This window comes from Rhodoferax sp. (assembly GCF_028714215.1).
Taxonomy (GTDB): domain Bacteria; phylum Pseudomonadota; class Gammaproteobacteria; order Burkholderiales; family Burkholderiaceae_C; genus Rhodoferax.
Genome location: NZ_JAQTMS010000024.1, coordinates 53,556 through 73,125, shown reverse-complemented (window position 1 = coordinate 73,125; position 19,570 = coordinate 53,556). Strand labels below are relative to the sequence as shown.

The 19,570-nt window shown below is 63.5% G+C and carries 17 protein-coding genes; 12 read left to right on the top strand and 5 right to left on the bottom strand.

Annotated elements, in window-relative coordinates:
- Positions 1-70 precede the first annotated feature (70 nt).
- From PHS32_RS12630 to PHS32_RS12585, 10 genes are all read left to right on the top strand, one after another.
- Positions 71-1,483: an acetyl-CoA carboxylase biotin carboxylase subunit gene (locus PHS32_RS12630; RefSeq protein ID WP_301079353.1), complete on the top strand. Its 1,413-nt coding sequence runs from the start codon at positions 71-73 to the stop codon at positions 1,481-1,483.
- Positions 1,484-1,513: 30 nt separating this feature from the next.
- Positions 1,514-2,398: an allophanate hydrolase subunit 1 gene (locus tag PHS32_RS12625; RefSeq protein WP_301079352.1), complete on the top strand. Its 885-nt coding sequence runs from the start codon at positions 1,514-1,516 to the stop codon at positions 2,396-2,398.
- Positions 2,388-3,365 carry a biotin-dependent carboxyltransferase family protein gene (locus PHS32_RS12620; RefSeq protein ID WP_301079351.1) on the top strand — a complete coding sequence of 326 codons (978 nt, stop codon included), beginning with the start codon at positions 2,388-2,390 and terminating at the stop codon, positions 3,363-3,365. Before PHS32_RS12625 ends, PHS32_RS12620 begins: the two co-directional genes overlap by 11 nt.
- A 74-nt stretch (positions 3,366-3,439) precedes the next feature.
- Positions 3,440-4,510 carry a TMAO reductase system periplasmic protein TorT gene (torT, locus tag PHS32_RS12615; protein ID WP_301079350.1) on the top strand — a complete coding sequence of 357 codons (1,071 nt, stop codon included), beginning with the start codon at positions 3,440-3,442 and terminating at the stop codon, positions 4,508-4,510.
- Positions 4,511-4,563: 53 nt separating this feature from the next.
- Positions 4,564-6,057, top strand: a complete 1,494-nt coding sequence (locus tag PHS32_RS12610; RefSeq protein WP_301079349.1) for a sugar ABC transporter ATP-binding protein — start codon at positions 4,564-4,566, stop codon at positions 6,055-6,057.
- A gap of 28 nt (positions 6,058-6,085) precedes the next feature.
- A complete protein-coding gene (locus PHS32_RS12605; protein ID WP_301079348.1) occupies positions 6,086-7,117 on the top strand; it encodes an ABC transporter permease in 1,032 nt (343 codons plus the stop codon).
- 214 nt (positions 7,118-7,331) lie between these two features.
- Entirely contained in the window at positions 7,332-7,610 is a 279-nt protein-coding gene (locus PHS32_RS12600) for a transcriptional regulator (protein ID WP_301079347.1), read from the top strand.
- Positions 7,607-8,851, top strand: coding sequence for a type II toxin-antitoxin system HipA family toxin (locus PHS32_RS12595; protein ID WP_301079346.1), 1,245 nt, complete (start codon positions 7,607-7,609; stop codon positions 8,849-8,851). Before PHS32_RS12600 ends, PHS32_RS12595 begins: the two co-directional genes overlap by 4 nt.
- Before the next feature lie 73 nt (positions 8,852-8,924).
- The gene (locus PHS32_RS12590; protein ID WP_301079345.1) at positions 8,925-10,100 is read left to right on the top strand and encodes an ATP-dependent 6-phosphofructokinase; all 1,176 of its coding nucleotides are present in this window, start codon (positions 8,925-8,927) and stop codon (positions 10,098-10,100) included.
- A gap of 13 nt (positions 10,101-10,113) precedes the next feature.
- Positions 10,114-11,268 carry an alpha-hydroxy acid oxidase gene (locus tag PHS32_RS12585; protein WP_301079344.1) on the top strand — a complete coding sequence of 385 codons (1,155 nt, stop codon included), beginning with the start codon at positions 10,114-10,116 and terminating at the stop codon, positions 11,266-11,268.
- Between the two features lie 4 nt (positions 11,269-11,272).
- Here PHS32_RS12585 and PHS32_RS12580 read toward each other — a convergent pair whose 3' ends face one another.
- The 4 genes from PHS32_RS12580 to PHS32_RS12565 all read right to left on the bottom strand — a co-directional run bounded on the left by PHS32_RS12580 (position 11,273) and on the right by PHS32_RS12565 (position 15,839).
- Entirely contained in the window at positions 11,273-11,677 is a 405-nt protein-coding gene (locus PHS32_RS12580; RefSeq protein WP_301079343.1) for a nuclear transport factor 2 family protein, read from the bottom strand.
- Positions 11,678-11,691: 14 nt separating this feature from the next.
- Positions 11,692-12,612: an EamA family transporter gene (locus tag PHS32_RS12575; protein WP_301079342.1), complete on the bottom strand. Its 921-nt coding sequence runs from the start codon at positions 12,610-12,612 to the stop codon at positions 11,692-11,694.
- A gap of 4 nt (positions 12,613-12,616) precedes the next feature.
- A complete protein-coding gene (locus tag PHS32_RS12570; protein WP_301079341.1) occupies positions 12,617-13,057 on the bottom strand; it encodes a MarR family transcriptional regulator in 441 nt (146 codons plus the stop codon).
- 103 nt (positions 13,058-13,160) lie between these two features.
- The gene (locus tag PHS32_RS12565) at positions 13,161-15,839 is read right to left on the bottom strand and encodes a bifunctional acetate--CoA ligase family protein/GNAT family N-acetyltransferase (protein WP_301079340.1); all 2,679 of its coding nucleotides are present in this window, start codon (positions 15,837-15,839) and stop codon (positions 13,161-13,163) included.
- A gap of 119 nt (positions 15,840-15,958) precedes the next feature.
- Between PHS32_RS12565 and PHS32_RS12560 the strand changes: the two genes are divergently transcribed.
- Positions 15,959-17,200: a DNA polymerase IV gene (locus tag PHS32_RS12560; protein ID WP_301079339.1), complete on the top strand. Its 1,242-nt coding sequence runs from the start codon at positions 15,959-15,961 to the stop codon at positions 17,198-17,200.
- A gap of 190 nt (positions 17,201-17,390) precedes the next feature.
- Complete coding sequence (locus tag PHS32_RS12555) at positions 17,391-17,921, top strand: c-type cytochrome (protein ID WP_301079337.1); 531 nt, start codon at positions 17,391-17,393, stop codon at positions 17,919-17,921.
- 461 nt (positions 17,922-18,382) lie between these two features.
- Here PHS32_RS12555 and PHS32_RS24245 read toward each other — a convergent pair whose 3' ends face one another.
- Positions 18,383-19,567: an ATP-binding protein gene (locus tag PHS32_RS24245; protein WP_366143479.1), complete on the bottom strand. Its 1,185-nt coding sequence runs from the start codon at positions 19,565-19,567 to the stop codon at positions 18,383-18,385.
- Between the last annotated feature and the right edge of the window lie 3 nt (positions 19,568-19,570).

Below are 19,570 nucleotides of genomic sequence, written 5' to 3'. Positions count from 1 at the left end.
AGATCCGCTCGGAAATCGCTGGAAGCGATCGCCCTTGGACCTCCCAGCAACTCACAACGAAGTCAATTCAATGACAACGACGCACAAAGTCCTGATCGCCAACCGCGGTGAAATTGCGGTTCGCATTGCCCGCGCGGCACAAGAACTCGGCTTGCAAACCGTGGCCGTGGTGAGCGACGCCGACAGCACCAGTCTGGTGGCACAGATGGCCAATCAGGTGGTCAATATCGGAGCGGCCCATCCGGCCAAAAGCTACCTCAATGCCGATGCCATTTTGGCGGCGGCACGGTCCACCGGCGCCACCATGCTGCACCCCGGCTATGGCTTCCTGTCGGAGAATGCCGCCTTTGCGCGTCAGGTCACGCAAGCCGGTCTGATCTTTGTCGGCCCCAGCGCCGAAACCATCGAATGCATGGGCAACAAGTCGGTGGCGCGCGAGACCGCGCGCCGCGCCGGCGTACCCACCGTTCCGGGCAGCGCCGGTACCGTCGATGACGTGGAAACGGCGGCCCGCGTGGCAGCTGAAGTGGGCTATCCGGTGATGATCAAGGCGTCCGCCGGCGGCGGTGGCCGCGGCATTCGGGTCGCCTACAACGAGGCCGAACTGCGCCAGCAGTTGCCCCTGGCGCAAGCCGAGGCCCGCGCCGCTTTCGGAGACGGCGCGGTTTATCTGGAGCGCTTTATCGCCAAGGCACGCCACATCGAGGTGCAGGTGCTGGGCGACGGCCAGCGGGTGGTGCATTGCTTTGAACGCGAATGCTCGCTGCAAAGAAGGCGGCAAAAAATTGTCGAGGAAGCGCCGTCACCGGCCCTCTCGCCAGCCAAACGCGATGCCTTGTGCGCGTCCGCCGTGCGCCTGGCCAGCGCGGTCGGCTACAGCGGCGCTGGCACGCTGGAGTTTTTGTACGACGACGACAGTGGCGAGTTCTTCTTCATCGAGATGAACACCCGCATCCAGGTGGAGCACCCGGTCAGCGAATGGGTGACCGGCGTCGATCTGGTGCGCGAAATGCTGCGCATTGCGATGGGCCAGCCCTTGCGGCTGCAACAGGCGCAGATCGTGCTCAAGGGCGCGGCCATCGAATGCCGCCTGAACGCCGAAGACCCTGAGCGCAACTTCATGCCGAACCCCGGCAAGCTGAGCGCCTTGCGCTGGCCCGGCGGACCCGGCGTGCGGGTCGACACCCACGTCTACGCCGGCTACACCATCCCGCCGTTTTACGACTCGCTGCTGGCCAAGTTGACGGTCTGGGACGAAGACCGTCCCGCCGCCTTGCAACGCATGCAGCGCGCCCTGGCCGAAACCAGCATCGAGGGCGTGCACTGCACCATTGCGCTGCACCAGGAGTTGCTGGCCGACCCGGCGGTCAAGGCCGGCCAATTTCACACCGGCTACCTGGAGCTCTGGATGGCGGACCGTGCGGCGGCCAAAGCCCTGGCAGCCGCAGCCGCAGCCGAAGCCCTCGCCGAGCCAGTTGCCTAACCCCCTTTCAAGCCTTTTCAAAGGAACACCATGCCACTCCCACCTGCAAGATATTCGTTTGGCGGCGACGAACACATTTTCGTGGAACTCAACCACGACATGTCGCTGGAAGCCTTCTTCAAAGGCATGTCCATCACCAACGCCATTGCGCAGCGCAGAATCGCCGGGGTCACCGAAATCTGCCCGGCCAATGCCGCCTACCAAGTGCGTTTCGATCCCGACAGAATAGCCCCCGACGCTTTGCTGGAGATCCTGAAATCGATAGAGGTCGAGCTGGGCGACGGCGCCCTGGAACTCGATACCCGCATCATCGAAATCCCGGTCCTGTACAACGACCCCTGGACCAACGAGACCCTGCAGCGCTTTCGTGAACGGCATCAGGACCCCTCCTCCACCGATCTCGAATATGGCGCCCGCATCAACGGCTATGCCGACGTCGATGCCTTCATCGCGGCGCATGCCGCATCGCCCTGGTTCGTCTCCATGGTGGGCTTTGTCGCCGGCCTGCCTTTCATGTTCCAGATGGTCGAGCGTGAAAAACAGATCCAGGTTCCCAAATACCTGAGGCCGCGCACCGACACGCCCAAGCACACCATCGGTCACGGCGGCTGCTTCGGCTGCATTTACTCGGTGCGCGGTGCCGGCGGCTATCAGATGTTCGGCATCACGCCGGCGCCGATCTTCGACCCGCAGCAAAGCCTGCCCTACGTGAAGGACTTCATGGTGTTTTTCCGCCCCGGGGACATCGTCAAGTTCAAACCCCTGAACCGCGCCGAGTACGACGCCGCGCTGGCGCAAGTGCAGGACGGCAGCTTCGACCTGCGCATCCGTGAAGTGAAATTTTCGCTGCAGGACTTCCTGAAAAGTCCCATCACCTACAACCAGCAATTAACGGAGGCTTTGTATGGCAATTAAGGTATTGCAACCCGGACTTGCGACCACCGTGCAGGATGCCGGCCGCACCGGTTATTACCACCTGGGTATTCCGCTCTCGGGCGCGCTGGACCAGTACTCGTTCCGCGCCGCCAACCTGCTGGTGGGCAATGCCGAGGACGCGGCCACGCTGGAGATGACCATGCTGGGGCCCAAACTGGAGTTCACGCAGGACGCCAGCATCGCGCTGACCGGCGCCCACATGCCGGCCAAGCTTGACGGCGTGGCTATACCCGACAACCAGGTGGTCTGCGTCAAGGCCGGCAGTGTGCTCAGTTTCGACTTTCTCAAAGGCGGCGTGCGCGCCTACCTGGCGGTGGCCGGCGGCATCGACGTGCCGGAAGTACTGGGCAGCCGCTCCACCTACGCCCTGGGTGCCATCGGCGGCTTTTGCGGCAGGAAACTGCAGGCCGGCGACGTGCTGGCGGTGGGGCCGGCGCCAGGGCCTGTGCCTGTCGGCAGGAGGCTGCCGGAACATTTGAAGCAGGCCTTGCCCAAGCAGGTGCAGGTGCGGGTGCTCCCGGGCTTGTATTTCCACTGGCTGACCGAGGCCTCCGGCCAGACTTTCTTTGAAGACAGCTGGCGCGTCGGCCCGGAAGCGGACCGCATCGGCTACCGCTTCAAGCACGGCCGGCCGCTCGAATTCGAAGCGCGCGAGCGCCCGTTCGGCGCCGGCTCCGACCCCTCCAACATTGTCGATGCCGGCTATCCGATCGGCTCGATTCAGGTGCCCGGCGGGCTGGAGCCCATCATCCTGCACCGCGACGCCGTCTCCGGCGGCGGCTACGCCATGATAGGCACCGTCATCAGCGCCGACATGGACGTGGTGGCGCAGCTGCAGCCCAATTTCCATACCCAATTCGTCGCCGTCGACATGGCCCAGGCCTTGCGTGCACGCGTCGAACGCAACCGCCGTTTGGCCGCGCTGCGCGCCGCCTTGATGCCATGAGTTCCGCATGTTTCCCCCTCCTTCGCACTGGTGCGAAGTTTTTTCAACCTTGACTTTTAATCCTTGGAGACTTCATGAAAAAAATCCACGCACCCACCCTGCTGGCCGGCGTCTTGCTGTCCGCTTCCTTCGCGGCCTCCGCGGCCAATTGGTACCCCTACGCGGCCGAGCAGACCGAACCGGCGTTCTCCGACACGGGCACCAAGAAAGCCATCAACTACAGCCCGCTGCCCAAGGCGTCAAAGAAATGGAAACTGTGCGTCTCGTTTCCGCACATGAAAGATGCCTACTGGCTGGGTGTCGACTACGGCGTGGTTGAGGAGGCCAAGCGTCTGGGCGTCTCGGCCCAGGTGCTGGAAGCCGGTGGTTACACCAATCTGAACAAGCAAATTTCACAGATCGAGGATTGCGTCGCCGGCGGTGGTCAGGCGGCCGTCATTGGCGGCATTTCGGCCGATGGCCTGGTCAATCTGGTGAAGTCGCTGAAGGCCAAGAACATCCCGGTGGTCGACCTGGTCAATGGCATCAACTCGCCCGACCTGACCGCCAAATCACTGGTCTCTTTCTACACCATGGGGCAGGAAGCGGGCGCCTACCTGGCCAAGAAGCACCCGGCCGGTGGCCCCAAGGCGGTGGTTGCCTGGTTCCCCGGACCGGCTGGCGCGGGCTGGGTGGAAGCGGCCAACAAGGGCTTTACCGAGGCCGTCAAGGGTAGCTCGCTGGAGGTGATGGCGCCCATGTATGGCGACACCGGCAAGGAAGCCCAGGCCAAGCTGGTGGAAGACGCCTTGCAGTCCAACCCGGCAATCCGCTACATCGCCGGCACGGCCGTCACCGCCGAGGTGAGCCAGGGCATCGTGCGTGCGCGCAACATCAAGGACAAGGTGCAACTGGTGTCGTTCTATCTGACGCCTGACGTCTACGCCGGCATCGAGAAAGGCACCATCATGGCCTCGCCCGCCGACGCCATGGTGATCCAGGGCCGCATGGCCGTCGACCAGGCGGTGCGTGCGCTGGAAGGCAAGGACTTGATCAAGCACGTGGGGCCCAAGATCGTCACCATCGACAAAGCCAACCTGAAGCAAATCCGCCGCGACGACGTGCTGCCGCCGGCCGCCTTCAAGCCCTTGTTTGAAGTCAAGTGATGGATGCCTGCGGTTCGGGTGAGGCGACTTTGTTCGAACCGCAGGTCAACGCGATGAGTGATGTCTTGTTGTCCATCAGCGGCCTGTCCAAGGAGTTCCCTGGCGTGCGCGCGCTCGATGGCGTCGATTTCGAACTGCGCGGCGGCGAGGTGCACGCCTTGTTCGGTGAAAACGGGGCCGGCAAGTCGACCCTGATTTCCATCATTGCCGGCGCCCAGCCGCAAGACCGCGGAACCCTTAGGATGCACGGCGAGGAACTGCGCTTCTCCTCCGTCGCCGATGCCCGGCGCCAAGGCATCAGCGCGGTATTTCAGGAGTTTTCGCTGGCGCCGCACCTCACGGTGGAACAGAATTTGTGCCTGGGCGAAGAGCGCCTGCACCAGCGCTTTGGCCTGCTGCAGTTGTCGGCCATGTCGCGCCATGCCAAGGCCTTGCTGCAACGGCTGAACTTCGAGATCGATCCGCGGCGCGTCGTCGCCACGCTGTCGCGCGCCGAGCAGCAAATGGTGGAGATCGCCAAGGCGTTGCGCGCCAAGTTGTCGGTGCTGATCTTGGACGAGCCGACGGCCTCCCTGACCGAGCGCGAGAGCGAGCAGTTGTTCGCCACCGTGCGCAGCCTGAAGCAGCAAGGCGTGGGCATCATTTACATCACGCACCGGATTCAGGAAATCAAGCGCCTGGCGGACCGCGTCACCGTGCTGCGCGACGGCAAGCACATTGGTGTGGTGGACGCCGCCAGCACCACCGAGGCCAAACTGATTGAAATGATGGCCGGACGCGCGGTGGAAAAAATCTATCCCGTGATTGCCGCCAAGCCGGGCCGCACCATCCTGGAACTCTCCGATATGCGCAGTCTCGGCGGCGTTGCGGTGGACCACTTCCTGGCGCGCGAAGGCGAGGTGGTGGGCGTCGCCGGCCTGGTCGGCTGCGGCAAATCGGACTTGCTGCGCATGGTGTTCGGCATCGAACCGATGAAATCGGGCACCGTCAAGCTGGACGGCCAAATCATCAAGAAGCCGACCCCCCGGCGCATGCTTGATGCCGGTGTTTTCTACCTGCCGCCCGATCGCCGCGAAGAGGGTTTGATGCTGTCGGCCAGCTCCGCCGACAACATCTCGCTCAATGCCTTGACGCAACGGCCGATCCATTTCCGGTCCGGCTTTTTGTCGCTCTCGGCCGAGCGGACGGTGACGCGCGAGATCGGCCGGCGGGTCGATATCCATGCGTCGAACATGTCCCGCGCGACAGCGCTGCTGTCCGGCGGCAATCAGCAAAAAGTCTTGTTCGGTCGCGGTTTGACGCGCTCCATCAAGCTCTATATTTTTGACGAGCCGACGGTGGGCGTCGACGTCGGCACCCGCAGCGCCATTTATTACCTGATCAAGGAGTTGTGCGAAGGCGGCGCCGCGGTGGTCCTGATCTCGTCCGATCTGCCTGAGATCCTGCACCTGTCGCACCGCGCCTACGTCATGCGCGCCGGCCGCATCGCCGCTGAAATCGAGCGCAGCCAACTCTCCGAAGCAGCCGTGCTGCAACATTTTTTCTAAGCCACCAAGACAACCAGGGTAATTCAGAATGAGTTCAAACGATCCTGAGAACAATCCAGGCTCCGCGCAGCGGTCTTCGCCGCGCGACTGGCTGCTGAAGGTATTTTTGCATTGGGGCGTGATGCCGTTTTTGCTGGTGATCGCCGTCGTCGCCTTCAGCCTGATGTCGTCGCGCTTTCTCACGGCCGAGAATCTGGTCAACCTGTTTCGCCAGTCGGTCTACCTGGTGCTGGTCTCGCTGGGCCAGATGCTGGCGCTGATTTCCGGCGGCTTCGACCTGTCGGTGGGCACCATCGTGGCGGTCTCGTCGGTCGTCTCGGCCTTGACCATGGGCGCTTTGAGCCTGAGTTTTCCCGATGCCATCGGGCTGGTCATCACGCTGGGCTGTCTGGCCGGTCTGGCGGCCGCCATGCTGATTGGCCTGGTCAACGGCGCCGGCGTCGCCATGTTCGGCGTCTCGCCTTTCATCATGACCCTGGGCGTGCAGTCGATCGGCTTCGGCATCGCCTTGTTTCTGACCGCCGGCGTTCCGGTGTCCAACCTGCCCGACGCCCTGGGCGATGTTTTCGGCTTTGGCGTGCTGCTGGGCGTGCCGGTGCCCATCTTGGTGACGCTCCTGATTCTGGCGTTGATGTTCGTGCTGTTGAACTACTCGGCCTGGGGTCGCCATCTGTATGCGGTGGGCAGCAATCCGAAAGCCGCTTTGCTCTCCGGTATCCGGGTCAAGCCGGTGCTCATCAGCGCCTACGTCTTGTGCGCCCTGATCGCCGCCGTCTCGGGCTTGTTGCTGACGGCCAGAACGGCGTCCGGCGACGCCAACCTGGGCGGCTCGATGGCGCTGGAGTCGATCGCCGCCTGCGTCATCGGCGGCGTCTCGCTGCGCGGCGGTATCGGACGCCTGGAAAACGTGGTGTTGGGTGCGATCTTTATCGGCCTGGTGCAAAACGGCATGAACCTGGCGCAGATCGGCTCCTACCTGCAAATCGTCGTGCTGGGCGCGCTGCTGATCATTGCCGTGATCTTCGATCGGATTCGGCAAAAACGTTTGTACCGGCTTTGAGGAGCCCGGCTCAACAACATGGACAAGTTCTCGCTGCCACCCTCGCGAACGGAAGCGATGTACGCACCGGAGATGTTTGGCGAAGCACCCCATGCACGGATCAAGGTGGCGGCGGTGAAGCGATTTATGGGAAACATTACCGATAGGTAATTTGCCCTTGTCAAACGCTGGTGACTCACCATAAAATTACTGAACGGTAATTTTTGTGAAAACCATGCACTCCAAGCCTGAAAGCATCCCGATCGGTAATTTTGATCCTCTCATTGAAAGCACTGTCCGATCCAGCGTGACGCTGGGCGACATCGTGCGGGAGCGCCGGCGCTTGCTTGCGCTCAAGCAGCTTGAGCTGGCCGGACTCGGCAACACCGGCAACCGCTTCATCGTCGAACTTGAGCAGGGCAAGCCCACGGTACAACTGCAAAAAGTGCTGGATGTGCTGGACTTGCTGGGTCTGGAAGTCGTGGTCCGGCCCAAGGCAGGAGCAGGTCGATGATGCTGAATGTCTTTTTCGGTGATGAGCTGGTCGGTTCCATCCATGACAGCACGCCTTTATCGTTCACCTATTCGGCCCCGTGGTTGGCCCGCCCGGAGCCGGCGCAAATCGCCGCCATCGCGCTCGCCGCGGGCTCGCTTGACAGCGCCGCGGTAACGGCTTTTTTCGAGAACCTGCTGCCCGAAGGCGAATTGCGCCGCTTTATTTCGAGCAGCAAAAAAGCTTCCACCTTGTTTGCCCTGCTGCGTGAAGTGGCGGGCGACACCGCCGGTGGCTTTGTCATCCTGCCGGCCGGTCAGCGACCCGAGCCGCCGTCGTACCGGCCCACCAGTTGGAAGGCACTGGCCACGCTCCTCGGCCAGCCCACCGGCGCGGCTGCCGATCTCCAGGGCCGGCAAGCCCGCATCTCCCTGTCCGGCGCGCAGGATAAAGCCGCCATCGCCCTCTTTGCCGACGGCCAGCCGCAACTGCCACAAGGCGCCTCCCCTTCGACCCACATCCTCAAGCCCGACATCAAACGGCTGGCCAAGGTGTGGCACTCGGCGGCCAACGAGGCCATCGTCATGCGCGCCGCTGGCCAATGCGGCCTACCGACGGCAGAGGTGTTTTACGAACCCCATACGCAGGCCTGCGTGGTCAAACGCTTTGACCGGACGCTGCGTCCGGATGGCGGGCTGAGCCGCCTCCTGCAATACGACTTGTGCCAGCTCAGCAGCATCGCCTCGGACCGGAAGTACGAAAAAGAGGGTGGCCCCGGCCTGATCCAATGCGCGCAACTGATTCGAAAGTACAGCGCAGCGCCGGCGGTCGATCTGAAGCACTTGTTGGGCTGGCTGTTCTTCAACCTCTACACCGGAAACAACGACGGCCACGCGAAAAACCTGTCGCTCTGCCGCGACCCCGGCCAGGGTGTGCGGCTGGCCCCGTTTTACGACCTGATGTGCACCCGCATCTATCCCGGTTTGTCGCCGGAATTTGCTTTTGCCATCGGCGGCGAAGTCTTGCCGGGCGCCATCAGCCGCATGCATGTGCAACAGATGGCGAAGGAGATGGCCATCCGCCCGGCCTTTGCGCTGAGCGTTGCCGAAGACATGGCCAAGCGGATTCCGGGCGCCATCGAGGCGGCCATCGGCTCGGTGCAACAGGCGCTTTCACCGGGTGCCAAAACGCTGGCTTTGCGCCTGCGGGCGTTCGTGTTGAAAAACACCCGACAAACAGCCAAGAGAATCCTCGCGGGATAGTCGCCCAGTTGGGGCCAAGCATCACGAGCCGCCGCCCCTGCAGCTAGACCGACGGCGCAGGCGAGCCGAATTTATGCCTTATCCTTTGGGTTTCAGCGCAGCAAGAGAGATTCGCATGGCCAATCCGATTCGACGTATCGCCATCTGTACCGGCGGCGGTGACGCGCCGGGTCTCAACGCGGTGATCCGGGCCACGGTGACGGCGGCGGCCAATCGCGGCTGGGAGTGTGTCGGCATCCGGGACGGCTACAACGGCATCCTGCAACCCGAGCGCTACCCCAAGGGCGGTGTCGCCCTGCTGACGCGCGATCAAGTGCGCGGCATCGCCCACCTCGGCGGCACCATGCTGGGCACCACCAACAAAGGCGACCCGTTTCACTTCCCGGTGCCCAGAGCCGACGGCACGCTGGGCGAGACCGATCGCTCCGGCGAAATCGTGGACTACTTCCAGCGCGAGGGCATAGACGCGCTGGTGGCGGTGGGCGGCGACGGCTCGCTCACCATTGCCAACGCGCTGCACCGCAAGGGCTTGCGCGTGGTGGGGGTGCCCAAGACCATTGACAACGATCTGGACAAGACCTTCACCACCTTCGGTTTCGACACCGCGGTGTCGTTTGCCACCGAGTGCCTGGACCGCCTGCACAGCACCGCCGAGAGCCATCAGCGGGTGATGGTGGTGGAGGTGATGGGACGCTATGCCGGCTGGATCGCCCTGCACGCCGGCATTGCCGGCGGCGCCCACGCGATCCTGATTCCGGAGATTGCTTTTGATCTGGACCAGGTGGCCAACAAGATCCGCGAGCGCGAGGCCGAGGGGCGCCAGTATTCCCTGGTGGTGGTGGCCGAGGGCGCACAGCCGCACCATGGCCAGCGCGCGGTGCTGGCGCCGGCCGAGATCGGCCACGCCGAGCGTCTGGGCGGGATCGGCGAACACGTCGCCCGTGATCTGGCGCTGCGTACCGGCAAGGACGCGCGGGTGGTGGTGTTAGGCCATTTGTTGCGTGGCGGCAGCCCGACCTCGTTCGACCGGCTGGCCGCCCTGCGTTTTGGCGCCGCCGCCGTGCGCGCGCTGGAACAAGGCCTGTCGGGCGTCATGGTCTCGCTCGGTTTTCCCAACGTAAACTATGTCAACCTGGAAGAAGTGGCCGGGCGCATGAAGGCGGTGCCGCCCGACAGCGACACACTGCAAACCGGGCGCGACCTGGGTGTGTGCTTCGGCGATTCGGCGGCCAACCCGGTCCTCAACTGATCAAGGAACTCTCATGACCGTCATCACCAACATCGAAGACCTGCGCGTTCTGGCCGAGAAGCGCGTACCGCGCATGTTCTACGACTACGCCGACTCCGGCTCCTGGACCGAGACCACTTACCGTGCCAACGAGTCCGATTTTCAGAACATCAAGCTGCGCCAGCGCGTCGCCATCAACATGGACAACCGCAGCACGCGCAGCACCATGATCGGGCAGCCGGTGGCGATGCCGGTGGCGCTGGCGCCGGTCGGCCTGACCGGCATGCAGCACGCCGACGGCGAGATTCTGGCGGCGCGTGCCGCCAAGGCGTTCGGCGTGCCGTTCACGCTCTCGACCATGAGCATCTGCTCGATCGAAGACGTGGCCCAGGGCACCGGCAACCACCCGTTCTGGTTCCAGGTCTATGTGATCCGCGACCGCCAGTTCATGGAACGCCTGATCGAACGCGCCCGCGCCGCCCACTGCTCGGCACTGGTGCTGACGCTGGACCTGCAAATCATCGGCCAGCGCCACAAGGATCTGAAGAACGGTTTGAGCGCGCCGCCCAAGCTGACGCTGCCCAACATCCTCAACATGATGACCAAGCCGCGCTGGGGCCTGGGCATGCTGGGCACCAAGCGGCGCGGCTTCGGCAACATCGTGGGCCACGTCGGCGGTGTCGAGGACATGGGCTCCCTGTCGGAGTGGTCGGGCAAGCAGTTCGACCCGACGCTGAACTGGAACGACGTCGAGTGGATCAAGAAACGCTGGGGCGGCAAGCTGATCTTGAAAGGCATCCAGGACGTGGAAGACGCGCGCCTGGCGGTCGACTCCGGCGCCGACGCGCTGATCGTCTCGAACCACGGCGGCCGCCAGCTCGACGGTGCCGAGTCTTCCATCAAGGCGCTGCCAGCGATCGTCCAAGCGGTCGGCAAGGAGATCGAGGTGCACATGGACGGCGGCATCCGCAGCGGCCAGGACGTGCTCAAGGCGCGCGCCCTGGGCGCCCACGGCACCTACATCGGCCGCTCCTACATCTACGGCCTGGGCGCCATGGGCCAGGCCGGCGTGACCAAGGCGCTGGAGATCATCCAGAAGGAACTGGACCTCACCATGGCGTTTTGCGGGCGCACCGACATCAACACGGTGGACAAATCGATCCTGTTGCCGGGCACTTATCCGAGTTGAATTGTCAGCCAGGGTACGCTGAGTACTGATCCGCCACCACCCACCACCGCCCCGCCTCCTTCACAAAGAAGAGCATGTCGCGCCCGCCCATGTGGATGGTCCGTCCGTTCATGTCGAAGGACATGTCGAAGTCATAGGCCACCACCGCCGAGTCGCCATACACGTGGATGACAGGATCGATTTCCGTCCAGTGGTGAATGCGGGTCGACGTGGCAAAGCCTTTCCAGCCCGCCACGCAGGCCGCGCCGCCATCGATGCGCTTGCGCTCGGTGGCTGTGATGGCGACCATGTTGCGGTGGAAATACTGGGCCAGGTCATCCGGGTTGCCCTTGGTCCAGGCATCGTTGAGGGCACGCAGCGTAGCCCAAATTTCCTGTTGCACGGGATCGTTGAATTGGGCTCTGGTCATGGTGAACTCCTTGCTCAAACACCTCGCCCAGCACCAACACCAGGCTCGTCAGTGGGGTACGTGGCGCCCCGGTTCGCTGGTCCAGACCTGAGCGCCTTCGGCCAAGGAATCTGCACCAGCGCCACGCCGAGAAGAATGCAGACAAGACCAGGGAGCATGCGCGCGTGTAAGGTCTCGCCCCGGAGCCAGCAGCCCAGAAGCACACCGACGACCGGATTCCAGTAGGCATAGGTCCCCGCTTTAGCGGAAGGCCAGACCTTCGAGAGATAGATATAGGCTGAGTACGCCAGGATGGAGCCGAAAGTTATCAGGTATCCCACGGCCAGCAGGCTTCGGGGGTTCCACTTGCCGTGGGAAATGCCGCCGGTGAGGGAGGCCGCAAGCAGGGAAAGCGCACCGGCCACCAGCATTTCGAGGCCGATCTGGGAAAAGTGCCCGCTGTCACCCGCATGGCGTTTTCCGTACAAGGTTCCGTACGCCCAAAGCGAAGCCGAAAGGACAAGCGCCGCTGCGCCGGCAAGGGCCGGACTTTGTTCGGCTGGCCACAGGAGCACCAGCACGCCCAAAAAACCCAAACCAAGCCCGCACCATGCCTTTGCATCGAGTCCGCGCGGATCCATCAACGCCAGGAACAAAGGAACGGTGGCTCCCAGCGTGGCAGCGAGGCCACTGCTGACGCGGCCTTCAGCCCAGCCGATCAAGGCCATGCACAGACCCAGCAACGTGATGCCCACCAAGGCGATGTGGGGAATCTCTCGCCATGACGGAAAGCTCTCCTTTCGAAGCCGCCCGATCAGCAGGGCCAGGATGCCCGCCGGAATGAAGCGTACCGCCGAAAGACCCCATGGCGTGAAGGTCTCGATGGCAAAGGCGATGGCAAGGAAGGTGGAGCCCCAAACGACGGAGGCTGTCAGGTAGGCGAGCCAGGCGAGCATGGCGTCACCGCTCTTGCGGCTGGGTATTCATCCCGCGGTGCATCTTCTGGAGCAGGCGTGTGAGTTCTTCCCGCTCATCGTGCTCCAGGCAGGATTCGGGATCCGCTGCGACCTTGCCGCTGCGCCACAGGCGCTCGGGCACCGAGACGAGCTTCTCCAGGCCGGCGTCCGTCATTGTGATGATGACCCGCTTCCCGTTGGCCGGATCGCGCTGCCGGCAAATCCAGCCCGAGCGCTCCAGCGTGTCCAGCATCGAGCTGGTACTTGGTCGGTCTCCGTGGATCAGAACCGCGACTTCGCTGGGTGTCAGTGTTGCCGACTCCCTCAGCTTGCGCAGCAGGAAGATCTGCTTTGGCGTGATCCCGTGGGGTGCCAGCCCGCGGGCGACACGGCGCTTCCAGTCCAGATGGATTCTGGAAATGAGTTCGAGGGCTTGACCTTTCATGATTAGAATTCTAATCATATATTTTTGAAAAGGCAAATAGTCAATGGAACTCCTCTCTGGCGCCCGACGGCGCCAGAGAGGGCGCGGGTATGCGTGGGGAAAATTACAGCGCCTGCGTCACCAGCTTGAAATCGGCATCCTCGGGGAACGGTTTGACCTCGAAGCCTAGGCCTCGCATCAGCTTGAGCATGGTCGGGTTGTTGGCCAGCACCAGACCTTCGATCTGGGTCAAGCCTTTTTCGCGCGCGAACTCCATGATCGAGAGCATCAGGCGCGAGCCCAGGCCCTTACCCTTGTAGTCGTCCGCCACCACCAGCGAGAACTCGCAGCTGGCACGGTCCGGATTGGTGATGTAGCGCGACACCCCCAGCATGCGCTCGACCTCCACGGCCTCGCCATCGGGGCCAACGCCCAGTTCGCGGGACACCGCCACCAGCGCCATTTCGCGGTCGTAGTCGATCAGCGTGAAGCGCGCCAGCAAGGTGGGTGGCAACTCCTGCATGCTCGACACAAAGCGGAAGTAGCGGCTCTCGGGCGACAGATTGCGGACAAACTCCTGCAGCATGCTGGCGTCGTCCGGGTGCACCGGCCGCACCGTGTATTCGCCGCCGCCGCGCAGCGGCCAGATCTGCTCGTATTGCGACGGATAAGGCAGGATCGCCAGGTGGCTGTAACTGCGCGCGGCGGCCGGCGCGGCATCGACCACGATGCGCGCATCCACCGCCAGTGCCCCGGTCTCGTCGACGATGATCGGATTGATGTCCATCTCGCGCAACTGCGGCAACTCGCACACCATCTCCGAGACCCGCAGCAGCACTTGCTCCAGCGCCTCCATGTCGATCGGCGGCGCGCCACGCCAGTCGCCCAGCATCTCGGCGACGCGGGCCCGGGCGATCAGCCGGTGTGCCAGAAACTGGTTCAGCGGCGGCAACTCCATGGCCCGGTCATTGATCAGTTCGATCATGGTGCCGCCGGCGCCGAACGCGATCACCGGCCCGAACGGTTCGTCGGTCACCAGGCCAATGCAGACTTCGCGCCCGCGCTTCTGGCTCGACATGTTCTGCACCGTGACGCCATTGATGCGCGCCTCGGGCTGCAAGCGTGCCACCGTCTGCATCATCTCGGCGTAAACATCGCGCACGCCCACCGCGTTCACCACGTTGAGCGCCACCCCCTGCACGTCGGACTTGTGGCTGATGTCGGGCGAGTCGATCTTGAGCGCCACCGGAAAACCCAGCTGGGTCGCGATCATGATCGCTTCGTTGACGTTGCGCGCCAGAATGGTCCGGGTGACCGGAATGTGAAATGCCGCCAGCAAGGCCTTGGACTCCATCTCGGTCAGCACCTTGCGGCGTTCGGCCAGCACGCTCTCGATCAGCATGCGGGCACCCTCGACGTCGGGCTTGGCCAGATCGGACATCGGCGGCGGTGTCTGCTGCAGCAACTGCTGGTTTTGGTAGAACGAGGCGATGTTGCCAAAAGCGCCCACCGCCGCCTCCGGCGTGCGAAAGGTCGGAATGGCGGCCTCGCTCAAAACGTGCCTGGCGTCGCCGACCGTGGCATCGCCCATCAGGCAGGTGAACAAGGGCTTGCCCAGCAGCCGATTTGAATCCACCAGCACATTGGCGATGGCCGCGCTGTCGGTGCCGATTTTGGGCGAACAAATCACCAGCACGCCATCGATCTGGCGCGCCTTGCCTGCCGCTTCGACCGCCGCCTTGAACTGCGCCGGACCGGCCTCCTCCGAGACATCAATCAGGTCGCTAAGCGACGCCAGTGGCGGCAACTGCGGCTGCAAGGCCTGCGCCTGCTCGCTGGTCAGGCAGGCCAGTTGCAGATTGATCTCGCTGATCCAGTCGGCCGCCAGCACGCCCGGGCCGCCGCCATTGGTCACGATGGCCAGCCGCCGGCCGACCGCCTTGTAACGCGAGGCCAGGCATTTGGCGGCCGAGAATAGCGCCACAAACGAGCGCACCCGCACCGCCCCGGCGCGCCGCAGAGCGGCGTCGAACACATCGTCGCTGCCGACAATGGTGCCCGAGTGGGTCAGCGCCGCCAGGTTGCCGGCGGCCTTGCGACCGGCCTTGAGCACCACCACCGGTTTCGCGTTGGCGGCGGCGCGCAGGGCGCTCATGAAGCGGCGCGCATTGCTGATGCCTTCCAGATAGACGACGATGCTGTGGGTCTGCGCATCGGTGGCCAGAAAATCGAGCACCTGGGCCATGTCCACCGAGGCGTTGGGACCGAGCGACACCACGGTCGAGAAGCCGACGCCATTTTTTTGCGCCCAGTCCAGTATCGAGGCCGTCAAGGCCCCCGATTGCGAAACCAGCCCCAGCGGGCCTGGCGCGCTCAGGGCACCGGCGATACTGGCATTGAGCTGCAAATGCGGGCGCTGAAAACCCAGGCAATTGGGACCCAGCAAATGAATGCCGTCGCGTTGCGCGATTTTGTGCAGCTCGTCGGCCTGCGCTGCCGCTATGCCGCTGGCGATCACCAGGGCGGCGCGGCACTTGATGCGCCCGGCCATCTCCAGCGCCGCCGCCAGTTCGGCCGGCGGCAGGGCAATGATCGCCAGGTCGGCCTGCGCCTCGGCCAGATCGGCCAGCGTGCCGCTGGCGTGAATATCGACAAACGTCAGGGTGCCGGCAAAGCGCTGCGCCCGCAGTGCCTGGTGCAAGGCGCGCGCCTGGTAGGTCTGCGCCGCCGGGTCATCCGCCTCGCCGGCAAATACGGCAATTGAACGGGGCGAAAAAAGGGGCGTCAAAAAGTGCTTGTCCATACCGATATTCCAGCTAAAAAATGGTTGCTGCATCGCAGCATACCTTTTTTGAAGAGGCTCCGTCTTGATCCCTATCAGTTGGGGACAGAACATCCCGGTTTCAGCGCTATCCTTGGCCCATGAGCGAAAAGATACGCCGCATCGCCCACCTCGACATGGACGCCTTCTATGCGTCGGTGGAGCTGCTGCGCTACCCGCAACTCAAGGGTTTGCCGGTCGTGATCGGCGGCGGCCGCCGGCCGGTCGACGCGGCGCTGACGGATGGTCAGAGCGAACTACCCCTGCACCGGATTGCGCTCGACGCCTTCCCCCGGCTCAAGGACTACACCGGACGCGGCGTCATCACCACAGCCACCTACGCGGCGCGCCAGTTTGGTGTCGGCTCGGCACTGGGCTTGATGAAAGCCGCCAAGCTGTGCCCGCAAGCCATTCTGCTGCCGGTGGATTTCGCCGAATACCGCAAATACTCGCGCGCTTTCAAGGCCATCATCCTGGAGATCGCACCGCTGATGGAAGATCGCGGCGTGGACGAGGTCTACATCGACTTCACCGACGTCCCGGGCGGCCAGCGCGAAGGCGGCCGCGTGCTGGCGCGGCTGATCCAGAAAGCCATCTTCGACCAGACCGGCCTGACCTGCTCGGTCGGCGTGGCGCCCAACAAGCTGCTGGCCAAGATGGCCAGCGAGTTCAACAAACCAAAGGGGATTTCGATCGTCCATGAGGAAGATCTGGCGGACAAGATCTGGCCGCTGGCCTGCCGCAAGATCAACGGCATAGGCCCCAAGGCGGATGAAAAACTGCAAGGCCTGGGCATTCAAACCATTGGCCAGTTGGCGCAACAGGAACTGGGCTGGCTGATTGACCATTTCGGCCAGAAAACCGGCGCCTGGATGTTCGACGCTGCCCATGGCCGCGACACGCGGCCCGTGGTGCTGGAGAGCGAGCCGGTGTCGATCAGCCGCGAGACCACTTTCGATCGCGACCTGCACGCGGTGCGCGACAAAGCCGAGCTGGGTGCCATCTTCACCCGCCTGTGCCAGCAGGTGGCCGATGATTTGCAGCGCAAGGGCTACGCCGGTAAAACCATAGGCATCAAGTTGCGCTACAGCGACTTCAAGGGCGTGACGCGCGACCAGACGCTGGAGCGCCACATCGCCGACGCCAAAACCATTCGCCACACCGCCGGACTGTGCCTGAAACGCGTGCCGCTGACACAACGCCTGCGCTTGCTGGGAGTGCGTGTGGGCTCGCTGGTGAAGACCGACACCACTGGCGCCTTGGACCCCAACGCTGCGGCAACGCCCTTGTCATCTGCGCAGCGAGCTGCCGATGCGACAGGAATACCGGATCAACTGTTTTAGCAATCCCGGTCCTCCATTGACGCCGCGCCTTCGAGCCGACCTGTTCTGACTATCTGCCGCAGTCCTTCTGCCCAGGCCTCGATCCGGGTGTTTTGCGCAATGCTTGACAAGTCGCAAGCCGGGCCAGACCGATCCGATTAGGCTGCCGCAAAGATGATGCAAATAGGTGGCAACAGTGGCAAAGTTTTCAATGTTTTCTGTGCAGCCGACCTCCGGTCGGACGTCGGCAATAGGTCGCACCGTCCGGTGCTGCGGTGTTCTCGCGTCGGCCCTGCTGTTGGCCGGATGCGCGGGCCAGGTGGGCGTCGAATTGGCGAACCGACAGGCGGCTCAAGAGGTCGCGCGGCTGTCCAGACCGCCGGGCTCTGTCTACACCGGGTGGCGCGTGTTCCAGGACCGCTGCGCCAGCTGTCACGGACCCGATGCGACCGGAACCGCAATCGGTCCGGATCTGCTGCCCCTGGTTCGGCAGATGGGCGCACGCAGGTTCGTCGGGCTGGTGCTCAAGCGCTACGACTGGAATCTTCCGCCGACTCAGGCAGGAAGCGAAAGCGCGGCCTTGGACGCCTTGATCGAGGAAATCCTGCAACGCAGGGGGCCTGGCCTCATGATGCCCGCCTGGCAAGGCGAACCCAGCGTGAACGCCCATATTGTGGATCTCTACGCCTATCTTTCGGCGCGCGCCGAAGGTACCCAGGGCAAGGGTCGCCCGCTCCCGTAGTTCAGCTCGGCGGAGCAGCAGCTCTTCGCGCTCCATGGTGGTCGTCGAAACGTGGTCATGCATGTGTGGGTCGAGGGTGCTTGGGTGGGTGGCTCCGCGAATGTCCGCCGGCCTTCGGCCTCCCCCTCTATTTGGCAAAACCCCAAGTCCACGCTGCGCCACCCACCCCAGCGCCCTCGGCGACGAGCGTTGGTGGTTCGCGCGGGCTGCACACCAACCCTGCTGGAAGATCAGGCTGGCGGGGCACTCAGCGCAGCGGCATAAAGGAGGAGACCGCAGGTCGGGGGACAGCCGCGGAGCTGAGTACCCCACCGGACTGATCCTCCCGCTATGCCGAACGGGGTTTGGCATTTCGCTGCGCCACCCACCGCAGCACCCTCGGCGGCGAGCGCCTGTGGTTTGCGCCGGTCGCACACCAACCCTGCATGAAAGATCAGGTTGGTGGGGTGCTCAGCGCCCGTTCAATTCACCGTCTTCCCGATGGGCAAGCGCAAACTGAAACAACTTCCCGCGTGGCTCGATTCCCAGCCCACCTCCGCGCCGATGGCTTGAGCGCGGCGCTGCTGGTTTGACAACCCCTTGCCGCCATTCCTGAGCGCGTCAGCGACCGAGAACCCTGCGCCGTTATCGACGATGCACACCACGACATGACTGCCATCGACGGGAGTGGTGACGCGTATCTCCGTGGCTTGCGTGTGCTTGATGATGTTGGTGAACGCCTCCTGCAGGATGCGCAAAATGTGCAGCGCTATTTTCGGGTTGAGCCATTCGAGGCTGGGCACGCTGGTCACTTCCCAGCGCAAAGCAATGCCGGTGCTTTCCAGGCGCGGTCCGAGACGGAAGCGCAGCGTTGCCAGCAACAGCAGCAAGTCGGCTTCCACCGGCTCCAGCGAATCGATCGCCAGCTTGAGATCGTCGATGCAACCTTTGAGCACCTGCGCCACTTCAAACTCACCCATCTGTCCGTGCTCCACCACACGCAACGCGCTGACCAGCGACGAGCCCAGGCCGTCGTGCATGTCCTGCATCAGGCGCTGGCGTTCCTGTGCCAGCATCTGCCGCTGTTCGATTTCGCGCAGGCGCCTGTGGCTATCCGCCAGCTCGAAACGCAGATCAATCGTCACGCGCGCAGCGAGATAGCTGTTGCGTGCCTGACCAAGCAATGTTGCGATGAATAAAATTCCGGCAACGCCCAAGGCGTTATAGGCGGGATCACCCAGCAAAAACACTTTTGACGCCACGGCGGCCAGTTCGGCAAAAGCGAATATGACGAACACCGGCAGCACCGGCGACAGAAGCGACATGGAGCTGCCCGCGATACCCGCCGTCACCGAAACCACCAGAATGCTGCCCGCCGTCGTGGATGTGTCCAATGTGACCCACGCCAGCGCACCCCAGAGTGCGCCATCCACCGCGTTCAAAAGCATCAACTCCCAAGCCAGACGACGTGCATGCGTGAATGAAATATCGGAAGCAAGATGGCGGCGCGCATGGACGTAGCAGATCAGTTTCGACAGGATCACCGCTGCGCACCACAGCAACAGGCCTGCCGAATTGCCGTGGTTGTTCAACACCCACAACATCAGAAGCGCCAGCAGAAACGCGGGAATAACCGAGCTGCCCACATTGCCCATCAACAGTCGCAATTG

What these genes read in the sequence shown, in the direction of transcription:
- PHS32_RS12630 (WP_301079353.1), top strand. Translation starts at nt 71, where the DNA reads ATGACAACGACGCACAAAGTCCTGATCGCCAACCGCGGTGAAATTGCG.
- PHS32_RS12625 (WP_301079352.1), top strand. Translation starts at nt 1,514, where the DNA reads ATGCCACTCCCACCTGCAAGATATTCGTTTGGCGGCGACGAACACATT.
- PHS32_RS12620 (WP_301079351.1), top strand. Translation starts at nt 2,388, where the DNA reads ATGGCAATTAAGGTATTGCAACCCGGACTTGCGACCACCGTGCAGGAT.
- torT (WP_301079350.1), top strand. Translation starts at nt 3,440, where the DNA reads ATGAAAAAAATCCACGCACCCACCCTGCTGGCCGGCGTCTTGCTGTCC.
- PHS32_RS12610 (WP_301079349.1), top strand. Translation starts at nt 4,564, where the DNA reads ATGAGTGATGTCTTGTTGTCCATCAGCGGCCTGTCCAAGGAGTTCCCT.
- PHS32_RS12605 (WP_301079348.1), top strand. Translation starts at nt 6,086, where the DNA reads ATGAGTTCAAACGATCCTGAGAACAATCCAGGCTCCGCGCAGCGGTCT.
- PHS32_RS12600 (WP_301079347.1), top strand. Translation starts at nt 7,332, where the DNA reads ATGCACTCCAAGCCTGAAAGCATCCCGATCGGTAATTTTGATCCTCTC.
- PHS32_RS12595 (WP_301079346.1), top strand. Translation starts at nt 7,607, where the DNA reads ATGATGCTGAATGTCTTTTTCGGTGATGAGCTGGTCGGTTCCATCCAT.
- PHS32_RS12590 (WP_301079345.1), top strand. Translation starts at nt 8,925, where the DNA reads ATGCCTTATCCTTTGGGTTTCAGCGCAGCAAGAGAGATTCGCATGGCC.
- PHS32_RS12585 (WP_301079344.1), top strand. Translation starts at nt 10,114, where the DNA reads ATGACCGTCATCACCAACATCGAAGACCTGCGCGTTCTGGCCGAGAAG.
- PHS32_RS12580 (WP_301079343.1), bottom strand. Translation starts at nt 11,677, where the DNA reads ATGACCAGAGCCCAATTCAACGATCCCGTGCAACAGGAAATTTGGGCT.
- PHS32_RS12575 (WP_301079342.1), bottom strand. Translation starts at nt 12,612, where the DNA reads ATGCTCGCCTGGCTCGCCTACCTGACAGCCTCCGTCGTTTGGGGCTCC.
- PHS32_RS12570 (WP_301079341.1), bottom strand. Translation starts at nt 13,057, where the DNA reads ATGAAAGGTCAAGCCCTCGAACTCATTTCCAGAATCCATCTGGACTGG.
- PHS32_RS12565 (WP_301079340.1), bottom strand. Translation starts at nt 15,839, where the DNA reads ATGGACAAGCACTTTTTGACGCCCCTTTTTTCGCCCCGTTCAATTGCC.
- PHS32_RS12560 (WP_301079339.1), top strand. Translation starts at nt 15,959, where the DNA reads ATGAGCGAAAAGATACGCCGCATCGCCCACCTCGACATGGACGCCTTC.
- PHS32_RS12555 (WP_301079337.1), top strand. Translation starts at nt 17,391, where the DNA reads ATGTTTTCTGTGCAGCCGACCTCCGGTCGGACGTCGGCAATAGGTCGC.